Genomic DNA, 13,445 nt, shown 5'->3' with positions numbered 1-13,445 from the left:
ACCCCATAACGATATAGAGATGGCAAAGAAGATCGTCCTTACCCTGGAAGGTAAACTCAAAAAGAAATATGGGGTCAATATAGCCCAGCTTAAAACCATATTTAGCAGCCTGGTTGCCGCAGATGCTGCAAAGGGTTTATCAACGCTAATTCTTTATGTCGATGATGTGGCAACCGCCGGGAAATATGGCTATCCAATTCCAGCAACCTTTGATGAAGCGGCCTGTAAGAATATTGTAGATCAGATCTATTGGAAAGAAAGCCCCGAGTATCTGGCCATTTTTGGTGCCCAGGACATCTTTCCCTTTCAACAACTGGTCAATCAGCTTCACCAGCCAGGTGTGTCAGGCAGCGACCCCGATGTACTTATTCCGTCAGATCTTCCTTATGCCTGTGATTCCCCTTATAGTACCGACTGTAATGCCTTTACCAGTCCTACACGTGTGGTTGGCAGAATTCCTGATATGCCCTTAAACGATCAGGAAGAAGGAACCGGAGACATTGAATATGTAAAAACGGTCATCGAAACCATCAACACTTCAGTACCCGCAGATCCAGGTATTTTTAAAAATTATTTTGCCATTTCTGCCGATGTCTGGACAGGATCCACACAGATCAGTTTGCGAAATACCTTTAGCAATGCTTTCCAGATGAAAATCAGTCCACCGGATCTGGCAGGGAGCTATAATGCTGGCGAAATAGGTACCCTTCCTCACTTCTTTAACCTCCATGGTGCACTCAGCCGGCCAAACTTTTATGGGCAAAAAGGAGGCAGTTATCCTGAAGCATTACGCCCGGCCGATCTGTTGGGAAAAGTCAGCCAAGGAGCCTTTGTCTCTGCGGAATGTTGCTACGGCGCACAATTACTAACCACAGGGACAGGGATGAGCATCGCCAGCACTTATCTATTAAACAAAGCTACGGTCTTTATGGGCAGCTCTACTGTAGCTTATGGTCCGGCATCGGGTCAAGGCTTGGCAGATCTGATGTGTCAGTATTTCAGCATCAATATCCTGAATGGTTCTTCCAGCGGTAGTGCGCTTCTGTCTGCACGTCAAAAGTTCCTCAGCGTAAGTGGGCCCACCCTTGACTTCCATGAATTGAAAACCCTGGCACAATTCCATATTCTGGGAGACCCGTCTATACATCCCGTACAATCTCCAGAGCCTAAGCAAATGAACACCATCGAAGACAGGCGGATGACCTTACAGGCAAAAGGTATCAATCTCGGTCTAACCATTCCCAACACCGAAAAGATCAGCGATTCGAGATCTCAAAACCCGTTATTGGAGTTTCCATCACTCCAAAACCTGGTTAAATTTGGAGTAGCCGATCTGAAAACAGTTTTTGAGGTTGATGAAGTATTCACTAACGATTTCGCTATTGCAGCTCATACCTTTAATATACCCAATCTGGCTGGTAAACAGAAAGTTCGCTACCATGTGTTCCAAAAAGGAAGTATCTTTGATAATGGAATCTGTGATCTGAAAGTCCTTGTTGTTAAAGAACGTGGTAATCAGTTCATGGGCTACCGCGAATACTTAAGCAGGTAAATGATGAAACTTACCGGAAAGATCATTCTAAAACCCTTTGCGACAGGCTCCAAAAGTGAGCATGATGCGGTGTACCTGGAAACCACTACAGGAGATTACCTCCTTCAGCGGAAGGAAGAAAATCCATTTGAATGTTCTGACCTGGAAAGTTTCGCAGGGAAAAATGTAACCGTAGAAGGAGAATTGACTGATTATCTTTTTATAGCGAGAGATGTTACAGAAGTGGAATAAGGAATGGCAGGAGGTTGTATCGTATCTCGATTATGCTAACTATTCAATCTTGTTGTCAAAATGAATATTATTATATTCATTTTAGTTATATTTGGATATAATAATATCCATTATGAAATCAAGGAAGGTCGTTGTATTTCCCAAGTATCAAAAAATTTGGGATCAACTTGGTGAAAATATCAAGTTAGCCCGAAAACGTAGGAAACTAACTGCTATTCAGCTTGCCGAACGTGCTGCTATTGACCGGGTAACCCTCCGCAAGATAGAACAGGGTGATCCTACTGTCTCTATGGGTTCTTATTTTAATGTTCTGAGAGCATTAAATTTGCAAGAGGATTTCCTTAAACTCGCTGTAGACGATGAACTTGGCAGAAAACTTCAGGACTTAGATCTGTTAACGTAATGGCAGCGACAAAAACAGATATATGGGTGTACGCTCATTGGAAGGGAATGGCCAGCCCAAAATGCATTGGTGTAGTATCTGCACAGCAAAGTAAAGGGAGCAGGATATTCGGTTTTGAGTATAATAAAGATTGGTTAAAGTCAAATCAGGTATTCTTACTTGATCCAGAAATTGGATTATATTCAGGTACTCAATATCCAGTTAAAAAAGACAATTTTGGTGTATTTATGGATTCAATGCCCGATACCTGGGGTAGAAAGCTCATGCTTCGTCGTGCTGCACAAACAGCTCGCATAAAAGGAGAGTCGACACCAAAACTTTATGAGATCGATTTCTTATTGGGCGCATTTTAGGAACCACGGGTTTTTACTGGAAGAAAAAGGCTGGAGATTGTCGCCAGCCTATGATATTAACCCCTCAATAGATAAAAATGGGCTGGCTCTAAATGTTGACATGGATAATAATGCACTGGATTTTGAGCTAGCTAAAAGTGTTGGTCAATTTTTTCAACTTAATGAAGATCAGATGGATCAAATTCTCCATGAAATCGTTACTGCAGTTAAGGATTGGCGAGTATTAGCATCGAAATTGGGTATATCCCAAGCAGAGCAGGAAACGATGTCTCCTGCATTTAGATTAGTTACAGGATAAATGGCAGGACCAGCCATTTATCAAAGTCAATATCTAGCTCTTCCTTTCGTAATACATCACAATAGATGCCTTTTGAATGGTGTTAGACCATAAATTGAAACCAACAACAGCAGGATTTGTATTGGAATCAATATCCAATTTGTCCGCTTTTAAGGCATAAACCGTGAATATATACCGGTGCGGACCATGATTTACAGGCGGACATGGGCCACCAAAGCCTTTAATGCCATAATCTGTAATACCTTGCACTGCATTGGCCGGAAGCAATTTGCCGTCCAGGCTCCCTGCGCCGCTAACCAATTCCTTTACATTAGCCGGTATATTAAACACCACCCAATGCCAGAAACCGCTGCCAGTTGGCGCATCAGGATCATATACCGTTACCGCAAAACTTTTTGTTCCCTCAGGTACGTTTTCCCAGGACAATTGTGGTGATACATTGGCTCCATCACAGCCAAAACCATTAAACTCCTGCTTTTTTGTTCCTTGTCCTCCAATCTCTTTACTCCTCAAAGTAAAGGTCTGTGCATTTGTTATGGCTATCAAAGTGAACAATGCCATAGCCGTTAAAATTATCCTTTTCATACAACAAATTTTTAAACAAAGGAAGCAAGAAAGAGCTCGGTTTACGATCTCTTAAAGCTCAAAAAATGTTGCTAAAAGTTCAATTTTAAGCTTTAAATTGTCTAGGTGTTACCTTGTATTCTGTTTTAAAAGCCTGGGTAAAGCTAGACAGACTTTCAAACCCAAGTTCCTCATAGATTTCAGAGGGGCGTTTTCCTTCTTTCAAAAGCAAGTCCGTAGCGAATTGGAGGCGCTTTTTCAAAAACCACTTTCCAGGCGGCATATGGTATATCCTGGTAAACGTTCTTTTAAAAGTAGACAGGCTCATGTTGTTTAAAAATGCGAGCTCTTCAATAGAAAGCTTTTTTAAACTGTTCTTTTCAATAAGCTCATGAAATTGTTCCTTTTCATCTGAATGATTAGCTAGAAAAGGATGAAGAAAAGCAGGACCTATTTTACTAACCATGTAATACAAAAACTCATGGAGTTTGTTTTCCATAAAATTGGGTAGTAATAGGTCTGAAATGGTTTCTGTTTTTAACAGCGATTGTACAAAAGAGCGGATATATTCATCATAGGTTAAAACAAGGAAAGGATTGTTATCTGATTTAGAAACAAGGATATTGTTCTTTTTTATAAAGTTGGATACCGCAGTATAATTGAAAAACAGCAGCACACTTCGGTAGTTATTGTTTATTGAAGTCTTTTCCGTCATAATGCAGTTCCCCGCAGAGATCATCATGAACTGGTCCTGGTTCGTATGGTCGTATTCCTTACCATAGTAAATCTCCTTGCTGCCTTCCAATAGAAAGCTGATCACATTCCTGTTGAGTACTGTCATGAGCTTACCAGAGGATTGCTGCATGTGGTAGTCAAAAACAGATACGTTGTTTTTAAGTAAATCAGGGATCTGGAGATCATTTGGTACGTGATACATGTTACTTAGATTTCTTCCACTTAATATATCTTGGGAGCTTGACCAATTCAATTAGCTCGGCTATTTCAGAAATAACTGATAGGTCTTCAATCTCCACATAGCCAATATCTAGGGCACTTGACTTTTCGCCTAAAACATTGTCCAGAACTAAATAGGTAGCCACTAGAAAATCAGCCTGGTTGATGGAATTGTAATCCTCTATGTATACTCTAAGTCCGATTTGTTGAGATGCTTTACTGCTTAGGGGAATAAAATACATCTCATCCGGATTTAGCTTAATCCCATTGTATTCAATTTTGTAATCTTCTCTAGCCGGCTTAAAAGCAATTATATTCCAGTATTCTAATGACGGTGCCTGACTTACAAGATCGTCAACTTTATTGAAAAAATCGGTATTTCCTCCCGCTGAAAGAATTAGGTCTTGCTTTTCATCTGGAACTCCTCCAACCTCGAAAAACAACTGGTCACAGTATTCCTGTAAATGAAAAAGTAACTCATCAAGAAGTCTCTCCCTTTCATTCTCATCATCAATTTGATTGAGAAAAAAGTATTTTGCTTCGTTAGCTTTAAACCAATCCCAAAATTGCTTTTCGTTATTTGTCATATACGAGTGTTCATTGCTTTAATAAAATGCCAATATACCGATCAGATTTAGAGAATTAAATAGTAATGTTATTTGCTATTGGATTTGCGTCACTTTTGAGAAATCATTGGGTGATTAGACAAAAGCCAATATTAAAAAGGATAGGCAAGATGAAATTAAACTTGGACAATATAGAGCAGATGATTTCTGCAATTCTTTTGAAATATAAAGAGTTTCATGGGAATGAAATTGAAATAGAAAGTGATTATTATTGGAAAATTGATGAAAGGGAGATTTACGATGTCAATAAGGAGCCTGGGGATTTCTCAATAGGACAATTAACTGATGACTGGAAGACTCTTCAAAAATCGCTGCAGTCAGATGATTTAATTCCTTATGATTTGCAAAGAATTTCAAATATGCTTCAGGCATTGAGTATTGAGAAACCGATATTTATATAACGAGAGGAGGGTTGATCTATGCCACATAATGTTTATACGCTGCTAATTGTAAGTTTTACAAGGTTTGCTTGAAAGTATAGTAACAGATGGTAGTATCGCGTGATGATCAGAGTAATTTTAATTATTTTTACTGGAAAGTACCCAACCTGATTATTTAATGAAAGAAACGCTCTCCGCCTTTTGGCAATTTTTAAAACAGCCTCGTCTGCTAAGATTTAGTAAAGACAGCAAATTAGCCAGGAAAGATTTGGTTTGGTTGCTCCTGTTGGATCTCCTTTTTGCCGGAATTCTAGTTTCCATATACTTCCTGCTTGAAAAATATCACCTGATCCGAACTTATGAAACATTTGATCTTTTCAAATATGGATTTCTAGGCGCGATGATTCTAGGTTGTGTCTTGGCCCCGGTAATTGAGGAATCCATATTCCGCTATCAATTGCGAAAATGGAAATTGGCAATTTGTTTTATAATGATTTCTTTGTCAGCGATCATGGCTTATTTTTTTAAGGATGAAAATATCAAGTTTGTGATCTATGCTGTATTCCTTGTTCTGGGAATTACAATTTATGCTACAGTCAGTAGTATGAGAAAGAGAGAGATACACAGCCTCTGGCGTAAATATTATGGATTTCATTTCTACTTTACAGCCTTGGTTTTCGGAATTATACATTTAGGAAACGTAAAAGGTCTTACCTTAACTGACCCTTCATTTGTGATTTATATGTTATCTCAATCATTTGGTGCGCTAAGTATGGGATATATCCGATTAAAATATGGCCTGAAGTATTCAATTTTATTACACGGGATTTTCAATGCTATTGTTATTCCACTTGCATGGTTTTGGAGATGAAAACTAGGTAATAAACTAACTATCTATGAAGAAAACTGCCTTTTTGTCGATTGTATTAATAACGATGCTTCTCCTAACAAGTTGCCAACACAGTACAGAACAAAAAGAGTGGGATGTCAGTCAAGGGTATGTACCCGATAGCACTACAGCTGTACAAATTGCGCAAATACTTTTCGTTCGGGTTTATGGGGAGAAGGTTCTTAAAAAGAAACCATTTGTTGCAACCTTAAAAAATGGAAATATTTGGGTTGTAGAAGGCACCTTGAAAGAGCAAAAAGGAGGCGTTCCACATTTAGAAATACAGAAGTCTGATGGTAAAATTATTTATCTTGTTCATGGGAAATAATCTTTGTGTACTTTAAGAAGCTGAACAAAGAGTTATGATGGTATTATTATAATGGAGAATTATTTAAAGGAAGTTTTGATTGATTACATCAGTTTTATTGAAGAATATAAGAATCTTATAAAAAATCAAAATAAAACTGAGGCGGACTACATACTTACGAATAATGGGAAAATTGGTAATTACAATTTCCTTTATCATGGTGCCGGTTGTAGACTTGAAAAAGAGGGGGTTATTTGCGAATTTGATTTTTTACCAGAGAATGATTTCCCTGTTAAGTTTTCCAGCTGGAAAATGTATGAATTTATTAGAACTAACGAGAAGTGGAACAACTTAGATTTTAGTTTGGAAGATGTTCATATTGGTTTACTACAATTAGTTCAAAAGGGAAGGCTTGTTCTTTTAGATATTGATGGAGTTAAGTTCCCAATATTTCAAATTAGTGGAATTGAAATTTTTCAAGACAAGTTTGAATAGTAACTTTTTGATATTTTAAATAGAACTAAAGTCTATATCTGATGTAAAAGAAGGAGAGGATGAAATACCAAATCAATAATCAAAAAAATGGAAATAATAGAATGGCTTTCTAATTGGTATAAATCAAATTGTGATGGTGATTGGGAGCATCAATATGGTGTCAAGATCGATACTTTGGATAATCCTGGATGGTCATTTGAAGCAGATTTAATAGATACCGCTCATGAAGGTAAAAAGATATTTATAGAGTCGTTGAATGATGATAATGACTGGTATAAAGTTAGTTCAGATGGAGAAAAATTTACTGGAGCTGGAGATTCGGGTAAATTGTACTTCTTGATTAACCTTTTTAAGAAGTTTATCGAAGAGGACTGAATGGGTTATCTTTGCAGCCGAAAACATATTTATGATTGCTTACAAACTTTACAACACCGCAAACGGAGGATCAGCCTTTCAAAAGGGAATAATAACCACACTTCAACGCGTTCCCACATCCTATACTTTTTTCCAGCAGGATGACCCCGCACACCGGGAATTTGACTGGCATGCTGCGCCAAGGAATCAATATGTATTAACCCTACAAGGTTCTCTGGAATTTACCGTAACAGACGGAAGTACCTTTGTGGTAAACCCAGGAGATATACTTATTGCGACCGACGTTGAAGGAACAGGGCACAAGTGGAGAATGTTGAGTGAAGAAAGCTGGCTAAGGGCCTATGTAGTATTGGATGATGTAAATCAAGATGGATTCGTTCCAGATCGGAATCAATGATATTTTGGAAGAGATATCTGTCGCGATACTCGGTATCGCGACAAAAATCAAATCATCTTGTTGTTCACCGCATAAGAAAGCGCTTCCACCATATTACTCACACCCAAACGCTCAAAAATCCGCCTCCTGTAATACTTCACCGTGTCAGAAGAAACAAAGACCTTTTCGGCAATCTGGTTGATTGTTAAACCCTGCGCATGCAGCCTCAAAATCTCTATCTCCCTTTTGCTTAGCTTCGGTTTCTCTGACTTACGCCAAACACCATTTTCGGTATTGAGTTCCCAGGTTTCGTCAGTACCCTGTTTGTGAATATAAACATTACCTGCATTTTTATGGTGCGCAATAGAAACTATGCACATCGATTTCCATATCTTTTCATCGCTGGTCAAAAACAAAGGAGTAAGCTTATGATTAATGAGAATATGTTTTCCATCCTGGTTAATCAAATGAAAATCGTAGGTGATGCTATATTGTTTTCTCTCCTCGGAAGGCAATTTGGCAAAGAAATCAAATCCAGCTTCATTGATCAGATTCAGCAATTCCAAATCCTTTTCAGGCACGTTTTTAAAATAGAACTCATAGCCCATCTCTAACACTTCCTCAGAAGAGTATCCACATAAAAACAATGGGTTTTCTGAAACATATTCAAAACCCATCTTTTCATAATCGATAACATATACGCTTTCATACGTTAACCTGGCAAAAGACTTTACCACCTCCAAATAATTTTGTTGCTGAAGGTGATCCTCCTCAGATGTTTTTTTAATCCGATTCTTGGTCAGCAGGCTCGAGTTAACGTTAGATTTCATTAGGCGCAATAGGATGAGAAACAAATCTACACTAAAGTGTAGTCTTTGAAAAAGAAAATGTGTTGACTTTTGTAGGAAACAGTCCTTTTGTAGTTTAAAATACAGGTTCAATAGAGGTTGAACCTAACTATAGGAAGAACAAGAACATGGAATTTTCTTTAAAAATAAAAGCATGGAAAGTAAAAAAAGTACATTCTCGCTACCTTTTGCGATAATCGCATTTATCTTGGGAGTAGCCGTATATAAAGAAATAGATTTTGAACAGTTGAGTTTTAAAAAACCAGCCCTGGGAACCCTCTATTTGTTAACTTTTCTCTTTTCAGTTTTTGTTATTGTAAGAGGAATGATAAAACAAAACAAGCAATAATGCCCATAGATATGATCAATTGCAGGAACTGCAGCACTGCGGTCAATGGCAATTTTTGCTGCAATTGCGGCCAGCCTGTACAAGTTAAAAGAGTAGACAGCCATTATGTCCTGCACGAAATTCAGCATATTTTACATTTCGAGAAAGGTATATTATATACTGTAAAAGAATTGCTGATCAGGCCCGAAAAAAGCGTCAAAGAGTTTATTGCCGATAACCGGAGCAGACTCGTAAAGCCGGTCGTCTTTATCATCATCACTTCTTTAATCTATACGATAACCGCCCATTTTTTCCATATCGAAAAGGAATACATTGAATACAGTGAGGCCAAATCAACTACCGTAGGTGTAATTTTCGGTTGGGTACAAAGTCATTACGGTTATGCCAATATTATAATGGGTTTATTTATAGCTTTTTGGCTGAAGCTATTTTTTAAAAAATATGAATACAATTTTTTTGAACTGTTAATTCTGTTATGTTTTATTGTTGGAATGGGGATGCTGATCATTACCGTTTTTGCCGTTCTTCAAGGAATCACAAAAATAGACCTAACCAAAGCTTCCGGAATGATAGAAGTGGCTTATTGTACCTGGGCAATTGGACAATTTTTTGATAAAAAGAAAATAGGCAGCTATTTAAAAGCACTCGCTGCCTTTATGTTAGGTATAATCACAGTTTACATCACAATAGGACTTTTAAGCGCTGTCATAGATTCTTTTGTAAAGTCATAAATGACCTTAATGCCTGAAAGTCCGGCGGTATTCCAATGGCGATTTTCCAGTTTGTAATTTAAAATACCGGTTAAAATTTGATAGATTACTAAAACCAGCATCATTACAGACCGAGGTAATGCTCTCGTTATTTTCCCTTAATAACTTGCAGGCATGTTCAATTCTAACCGCAATCAAGAAATCAAAATAAGTTCGCCCCGTACGCGATTTAAAATAATAACAAAACGCATTAGGCACCATGTGAACAATAGCCGCAATCTCTTTAAGTTTAATTTCCTTGTAGAAATTATCCATGGTGAAAAGATAAATCATCGTTAACCTGGTTTCATCAATCTTTTTAAACAGGTTGGTATCTTTATAATCCGATAAATTCAAGATTTCTTCACTCTCCCCAATCTTATTCAGTAACTGCAGCAATAAAGGCAAGCGCTCATAATAAAGCGAGGTTTCAATCTTTAACAGATACTCAACCACGGTCATCTTTAAACCCTTATCGATCAAAAGCCCCTTCTTTGCTTCCGTGAGCAAGTTCTTCAGGATCCTGTTTTCCGGAAGGGTTAAAAAATCATGGCCTAATTTATTTGGATCAAAATGTAAAGTCAGCAACTGCAAGGGCACAGGCGGTTTCGCATGTTTCATCGCATAATCATAATACCTGTTGGTCTCAAATTTGAACATATGCGGCACATTCGGGCCTATCAAAATCATGGTGTCGCCCGAAATCCTTTTGGAAGTATCTCCGATAGAAAATGTCCCTTCACCCGATTTAATATAAATAAGTTCCATTTCCTGGTGGCTGTGAAAACTGTTCAACGCGTGGTACATATTGGCATCTGCCAATGTGAACGTCGAATTTTCAACTTTTAAAACCTGCCCAAAGAATTCCTTCATTTATACTATATAAATATAAAACGATAAAAATATCAATAAAGTTATTAATATAATATCATTTCCTCTTAATATATAACAAAGGCACATCTGGCTTGACCTCTACATTTGCTTAAGATAATTAAGCCATGAACTCAATATGAGGTTATATCAAAAATGCTTTTGCCCACGTGCTTCTGCTCATAGTCATCCTGAATTCATTTCAGGATCTCATTTAAGTAGTTTTTTGAATAGCAGGTGCGGGATCCTGAAATGAATTCAGGATGACGACCGCATTATGATACACCCTCATCAAAAGTTTCAGCTGACAGGAAAAACAATAAATAGATGAACATGAACAGATTTACAATGGGGCTCATTGAAGCCTCAATTGGAGACATCGAATTAGTAGGTGGAAAAAATGCGTCCCTTGGAGAGATGCTGCAAAAACTGACTCCACTAGGTGTAAAAATACCCGATGGGTTTATTCTTACAAGCTCTGCCTATTTTCAATTTATAAATGACAATAACCTGGATCAGAAAATAAGAGACATTATTGAACATTCAGATATTGACAACCTGCAGATGCTGTCTTCGAGCGGCGATCAGATCCGGCAACTGATACAAAACGGTAAATTTTCTGCAGAAATGGAAGCCGAAATTTTGACCTCGTATCAAAAACTCATGGGACCCTATGGCGATTACTCTATAGGCGTTGCCGTTCGTTCATCAGCTACCGCAGAAGACCTTCCCGATGCATCCTTTGCAGGCCAGCAAGATACTTATTTGAATATCAGAGGAGAAGAACGCCTGTTAACCGCCATCAAAAACTGCTTTGCGTCATTGTTCACCAACAGAGCCATCAGCTACAGAGAGTCCTTCCAATTTGGCCATTTTAATGTTGGCCTTTCCGTATGCATCCAGAAAATGGTCCGTTCAGACATAGGCGTTTCAGGCGTCGCTTTTTCTATTGATACCGAAACTGGTTTTAAAGATGCCGTAATTATCAACGGTTCCTATGGACTGGGCGAACTGATTGTACAGGGCGCCATTAACCCAGACGAATTTATTGTATATAAACCACTGCTAAAAAACGGATTTCCATCCATCATCGAAAAGAAATTAGGTAAAAAACAAGAGAAGATGATCTACGGAGCCGGAGAAACAGCCGTAACCGTTATAGAAACACCCGCAGAAGATTCCTCCAGGTTTTGCTTAACCAATGACCAAATCCTGCAACTCAGCAATTGGGTAATGATCATAGAAGACTACTACACCAAGCTCAGAGGAAAATGGTGCCCAATGGATATTGAATGGGCAGTAGATGGAGCCTCCGGGCAACTTTATATCGTGCAGGCAAGACCTGAAACCATTCATTCCCTCAAAGAGATAAATTACATTACAGAATACCGCATCACAGAGGCCAACAGACATCAAAACATCTTGTTAAAAGGCATTGCCGTTGGCGATAAAATTGCCTTTGGCCGGGTACACAACCTACAGGGACTTGAAAAACACCTCATCCACGAAATCAACTTTTTGCCAGGCGATATTATGGTTACTGAAATGACAGATCCCGACTGGGAACCCATCATGAAAAAAGCCTCAGCCATAATTACCAATAAAGGCGGACGAACCTGCCATGCAGCCATTGTCGCCAGAGAATTAGGCGTACCGGCCATAGTGGGATGTGATCATGCCACAGAAATGCTGAAAACAGGCGACGAAATTACCGTTTCATGCGCAGAAGGAGAGGCAGGAATAGTATATCAAGGGAGAATTTCATTTACAAAGATTGAACACGATCTTTCCGATTTGCCAGAAATCAACACCCCGGTCATGATGAATATCGGCTCACCCGATATTGCATTTCAATATGCCAGTTATCCTGCAAAAGGCGTTGGGCTTGCCCGGGAGGAATTCATTATCAACAATTACATCAAGATCCATCCCATGGCCCTCCTCAAACATCAAAGTTTGAACGATGAAGACCTAACCGCACATATTAAATCAACAATTGCCGGCTATACAGACGAAGAGACCTATTTTATTGAAAAGCTATCTTATGGTGTAGCAAAAATTGCTGCGGCTTATTATCCAAACAAAGTCATTGTCCGTTTTTCAGACTTTAAGACCAATGAATATTACAATATGCCGGGAGGTAAGTACTTTGAGCCCGGAGAAGAAAACCCGATGATAGGGTGGAGGGGCGCATCCAGGTACTATTCAGAGGCATATAAAGAAGCCTTTGGAATGGAATGTAAAGCCATCAAAAAAGTCCGCGAAATTATGGGCTTTGATAATGTTGTGGTGATGATTCCATTTTGCAGAACCGTTAACGAACTTTTGCAGGTTTATGAGGTCATGAACCAATATGGTTTAAAACGTGGAGAGAATGGCCTGGAAGTTTATTTAATGGCAGAAATTCCTTCCAATGTGATTCTGGCCGAACAGTTTGCCTTGCATATTGACGGGTTTTCTATCGGTTCAAACGATCTTACACAATTGGTACTCGGGCTCGACAGAGATTCTTCCCTGGTAGCCGGTTTGTATAACGAACGGAATGATGCCGTAAAAATGATGATCTCCAATCTGATCAAATCTGCCAAAAAGATGAATGTAAAAGTAGGGATTTGTGGGCAAGGACCATCCGATTACCCGGATTTTGCGCAGTTTCTGGTAGAAGAAGGAATTGATTCCATATCAGTTACACCAGATTCTTTTATGAAAACAGTTCATGCCATAAAAGAAGTGGAAGACAAACTGCTGGTCAATTTGACCATGTCTGTTGTTATTTAGAAATAGAGATTATATTTGTATATATATATATATATATAGATATACAAA

General features: G+C 38.6%; 19 protein-coding genes. 14 read left to right on the top strand and 5 right to left on the bottom strand.

What is annotated here, in order from left to right; genetic code table 11:
- Window positions 1-19 precede the first annotated feature (19 nt).
- The 5 genes from R2S08_RS07380 (at window position 20) to R2S08_RS07360 (ending at window position 2,837) form a co-directional block, all read left to right on the top strand.
- A complete protein-coding gene (locus R2S08_RS07380) occupies window positions 20-1,552 on the top strand; it encodes a C25 family cysteine peptidase (RefSeq protein ID WP_316834558.1) in 1,533 nt (510 codons plus the stop codon).
- Window positions 1,553-1,783, top strand: a complete 231-nt coding sequence (locus R2S08_RS07375; protein WP_316834557.1) for a hypothetical protein — start codon at window positions 1,553-1,555, stop codon at window positions 1,781-1,783.
- Window positions 1,784-1,895: 112 nt separating this feature from the next.
- The gene (locus R2S08_RS07370; protein WP_316834556.1) at window positions 1,896-2,186 is read left to right on the top strand and encodes a helix-turn-helix domain-containing protein; all 291 of its coding nucleotides are present in this window, start codon (window positions 1,896-1,898) and stop codon (window positions 2,184-2,186) included.
- Entirely contained in the window at window positions 2,186-2,539 is a 354-nt protein-coding gene (locus tag R2S08_RS07365) for a hypothetical protein (protein WP_316834555.1), read from the top strand. The genes R2S08_RS07370 and R2S08_RS07365 overlap by 1 nt, the downstream gene beginning before the upstream one ends.
- Entirely contained in the window at window positions 2,508-2,837 is a 330-nt protein-coding gene (locus R2S08_RS07360; RefSeq protein WP_316834554.1) for a HipA domain-containing protein, read from the top strand. The genes R2S08_RS07365 and R2S08_RS07360 overlap by 32 nt, the downstream gene beginning before the upstream one ends.
- 33 nt (window positions 2,838-2,870) lie before the next feature.
- Here the strand turns inward: R2S08_RS07360 and R2S08_RS07355 are convergent, their stop codons facing one another.
- The 3 genes from R2S08_RS07355 to R2S08_RS07345 all read right to left on the bottom strand — a co-directional run bounded on the left by R2S08_RS07355 (window position 2,871) and on the right by R2S08_RS07345 (window position 4,942).
- A complete protein-coding gene (locus R2S08_RS07355; protein ID WP_316834553.1) occupies window positions 2,871-3,422 on the bottom strand; it encodes a YbhB/YbcL family Raf kinase inhibitor-like protein in 552 nt (183 codons plus the stop codon).
- Between the two features lie 85 nt (window positions 3,423-3,507).
- Window positions 3,508-4,338 carry an AraC family transcriptional regulator gene (locus tag R2S08_RS07350; RefSeq protein WP_316834552.1) on the bottom strand — a complete coding sequence of 277 codons (831 nt, stop codon included), beginning with the start codon at window positions 4,336-4,338 and terminating at the stop codon, window positions 3,508-3,510.
- 1 nt (window position 4,339) lies between these two features.
- Window positions 4,340-4,942: a hypothetical protein gene (locus R2S08_RS07345; protein WP_316834551.1), complete on the bottom strand. Its 603-nt coding sequence runs from the start codon at window positions 4,940-4,942 to the stop codon at window positions 4,340-4,342.
- 149 nt (window positions 4,943-5,091) lie between these two features.
- On the opposite strand from R2S08_RS07345, the gene R2S08_RS07340 reads away from it, so the two are divergent.
- The 6 genes from R2S08_RS07340 to R2S08_RS07315 all read left to right on the top strand — a co-directional run bounded on the left by R2S08_RS07340 (window position 5,092) and on the right by R2S08_RS07315 (window position 7,824).
- Window positions 5,092-5,382: a hypothetical protein gene (locus R2S08_RS07340; RefSeq protein ID WP_316834550.1), complete on the top strand. Its 291-nt coding sequence runs from the start codon at window positions 5,092-5,094 to the stop codon at window positions 5,380-5,382.
- A gap of 157 nt (window positions 5,383-5,539) precedes the next feature.
- Window positions 5,540-6,232 (top strand): type II CAAX prenyl endopeptidase Rce1 family protein, encoded by a 693-nt coding sequence (locus R2S08_RS07335; RefSeq protein ID WP_316834549.1) that lies wholly within the window; start codon window positions 5,540-5,542, stop codon window positions 6,230-6,232.
- A 25-nt stretch (window positions 6,233-6,257) separates the two neighbouring features.
- Window positions 6,258-6,578 (top strand): YbbC/YhhH family protein, encoded by a 321-nt coding sequence (locus tag R2S08_RS07330; protein WP_316834548.1) that lies wholly within the window; start codon window positions 6,258-6,260, stop codon window positions 6,576-6,578.
- Window positions 6,579-6,629: 51 nt separating this feature from the next.
- Window positions 6,630-7,052 carry a DUF6896 domain-containing protein gene (locus R2S08_RS07325; protein WP_316834547.1) on the top strand — a complete coding sequence of 141 codons (423 nt, stop codon included), beginning with the start codon at window positions 6,630-6,632 and terminating at the stop codon, window positions 7,050-7,052.
- A gap of 87 nt (window positions 7,053-7,139) precedes the next feature.
- Entirely contained in the window at window positions 7,140-7,427 is a 288-nt protein-coding gene (locus tag R2S08_RS07320; RefSeq protein ID WP_316834546.1) for an immunity 53 family protein, read from the top strand.
- Between the two features lie 31 nt (window positions 7,428-7,458).
- Window positions 7,459-7,824 carry a hypothetical protein gene (locus R2S08_RS07315; RefSeq protein WP_316834545.1) on the top strand — a complete coding sequence of 122 codons (366 nt, stop codon included), beginning with the start codon at window positions 7,459-7,461 and terminating at the stop codon, window positions 7,822-7,824.
- A 47-nt stretch (window positions 7,825-7,871) separates the two neighbouring features.
- On the opposite strand, the gene R2S08_RS07310 is transcribed toward R2S08_RS07315, so the two are convergent.
- On the bottom strand, window positions 7,872-8,633 hold the full coding sequence (locus R2S08_RS07310; RefSeq protein WP_316834544.1) for a helix-turn-helix transcriptional regulator: 762 nt from the start codon (window positions 8,631-8,633) through the stop codon (window positions 7,872-7,874).
- Window positions 8,634-8,805: 172 nt separating this feature from the next.
- On the opposite strand from R2S08_RS07310, the gene R2S08_RS07305 reads away from it, so the two are divergent.
- Both R2S08_RS07305 and R2S08_RS07300 read left to right on the top strand, forming a co-directional pair.
- A complete protein-coding gene (locus tag R2S08_RS07305) occupies window positions 8,806-9,000 on the top strand; it encodes a hypothetical protein (RefSeq protein WP_316834543.1) in 195 nt (64 codons plus the stop codon).
- Complete coding sequence (locus R2S08_RS07300) at window positions 9,000-9,731, top strand: DUF3667 domain-containing protein (RefSeq protein WP_316834542.1); 732 nt, start codon at window positions 9,000-9,002, stop codon at window positions 9,729-9,731. Before R2S08_RS07305 ends, R2S08_RS07300 begins: the two co-directional genes overlap by 1 nt.
- Window positions 9,732-9,737: 6 nt before the next feature.
- Here the strand turns inward: R2S08_RS07300 and R2S08_RS07295 are convergent, their stop codons facing one another.
- Window positions 9,738-10,622: an AraC family transcriptional regulator gene (locus R2S08_RS07295; protein ID WP_316834541.1), complete on the bottom strand. Its 885-nt coding sequence runs from the start codon at window positions 10,620-10,622 to the stop codon at window positions 9,738-9,740.
- Between the two features lie 330 nt (window positions 10,623-10,952).
- Between R2S08_RS07295 and ppsA the strand changes: the two genes are divergently transcribed.
- Window positions 10,953-13,397 (top strand): phosphoenolpyruvate synthase, encoded by a 2,445-nt coding sequence (gene ppsA / locus R2S08_RS07290; RefSeq protein WP_316834540.1) that lies wholly within the window; start codon window positions 10,953-10,955, stop codon window positions 13,395-13,397.
- The last annotated feature ends 48 nt before the right edge of the window (window positions 13,398-13,445 follow it).

It is taken from the genome of Pedobacter nutrimenti, from assembly GCF_032678445.1.
In the GTDB taxonomy this organism is placed as follows: Bacteria; Bacteroidota; Bacteroidia; order Sphingobacteriales; family Sphingobacteriaceae; genus Pedobacter; species Pedobacter nutrimenti_A.
The sequence above is the reverse complement of the archived record's forward strand: the minus strand, read 5'-3'. Positions and strand labels throughout refer to the sequence as shown.

Excerpts from the sequence above, each read along its gene's own strand:
- R2S08_RS07345 (WP_316834551.1), bottom strand. The coding sequence starts at position 4,942 with ATGACAAATAACGAAAAGCAATTTTGGGATTGGTTTAAAGCTAACGAA.
- R2S08_RS07320 (WP_316834546.1), top strand. The coding sequence starts at position 7,140 with ATGGAAATAATAGAATGGCTTTCTAATTGGTATAAATCAAATTGTGAT.
- R2S08_RS07330 (WP_316834548.1), top strand. The coding sequence starts at position 6,258 with ATGAAGAAAACTGCCTTTTTGTCGATTGTATTAATAACGATGCTTCTC.
- ppsA (WP_316834540.1), top strand. The coding sequence starts at position 10,953 with ATGAACAGATTTACAATGGGGCTCATTGAAGCCTCAATTGGAGACATC.
- R2S08_RS07350 (WP_316834552.1), bottom strand. The coding sequence starts at position 4,338 with ATGTATCACGTACCAAATGATCTCCAGATCCCTGATTTACTTAAAAAC.
- R2S08_RS07340 (WP_316834550.1), top strand. The coding sequence starts at position 5,092 with ATGAAATTAAACTTGGACAATATAGAGCAGATGATTTCTGCAATTCTT.
- R2S08_RS07360 (WP_316834554.1), top strand. The coding sequence starts at position 2,508 with ATGAGATCGATTTCTTATTGGGCGCATTTTAGGAACCACGGGTTTTTA.
- R2S08_RS07370 (WP_316834556.1), top strand. The coding sequence starts at position 1,896 with ATGAAATCAAGGAAGGTCGTTGTATTTCCCAAGTATCAAAAAATTTGG.
- R2S08_RS07295 (WP_316834541.1), bottom strand. The coding sequence starts at position 10,622 with ATGAAGGAATTCTTTGGGCAGGTTTTAAAAGTTGAAAATTCGACGTTC.
- R2S08_RS07325 (WP_316834547.1), top strand. The coding sequence starts at position 6,630 with ATGGAGAATTATTTAAAGGAAGTTTTGATTGATTACATCAGTTTTATT.
- R2S08_RS07380 (WP_316834558.1), top strand. The coding sequence starts at position 20 with ATGGCAAAGAAGATCGTCCTTACCCTGGAAGGTAAACTCAAAAAGAAA.
- R2S08_RS07365 (WP_316834555.1), top strand. The coding sequence starts at position 2,186 with ATGGCAGCGACAAAAACAGATATATGGGTGTACGCTCATTGGAAGGGA.
- R2S08_RS07375 (WP_316834557.1), top strand. The coding sequence starts at position 1,553 with ATGATGAAACTTACCGGAAAGATCATTCTAAAACCCTTTGCGACAGGC.
- R2S08_RS07315 (WP_316834545.1), top strand. The coding sequence starts at position 7,459 with ATGATTGCTTACAAACTTTACAACACCGCAAACGGAGGATCAGCCTTT.
- R2S08_RS07355 (WP_316834553.1), bottom strand. The coding sequence starts at position 3,422 with ATGAAAAGGATAATTTTAACGGCTATGGCATTGTTCACTTTGATAGCC.
- R2S08_RS07335 (WP_316834549.1), top strand. The coding sequence starts at position 5,540 with ATGAAAGAAACGCTCTCCGCCTTTTGGCAATTTTTAAAACAGCCTCGT.
- R2S08_RS07310 (WP_316834544.1), bottom strand. The coding sequence starts at position 8,633 with ATGAAATCTAACGTTAACTCGAGCCTGCTGACCAAGAATCGGATTAAA.
- R2S08_RS07305 (WP_316834543.1), top strand. The coding sequence starts at position 8,806 with ATGGAAAGTAAAAAAAGTACATTCTCGCTACCTTTTGCGATAATCGCA.
- R2S08_RS07300 (WP_316834542.1), top strand. The coding sequence starts at position 9,000 with ATGCCCATAGATATGATCAATTGCAGGAACTGCAGCACTGCGGTCAAT.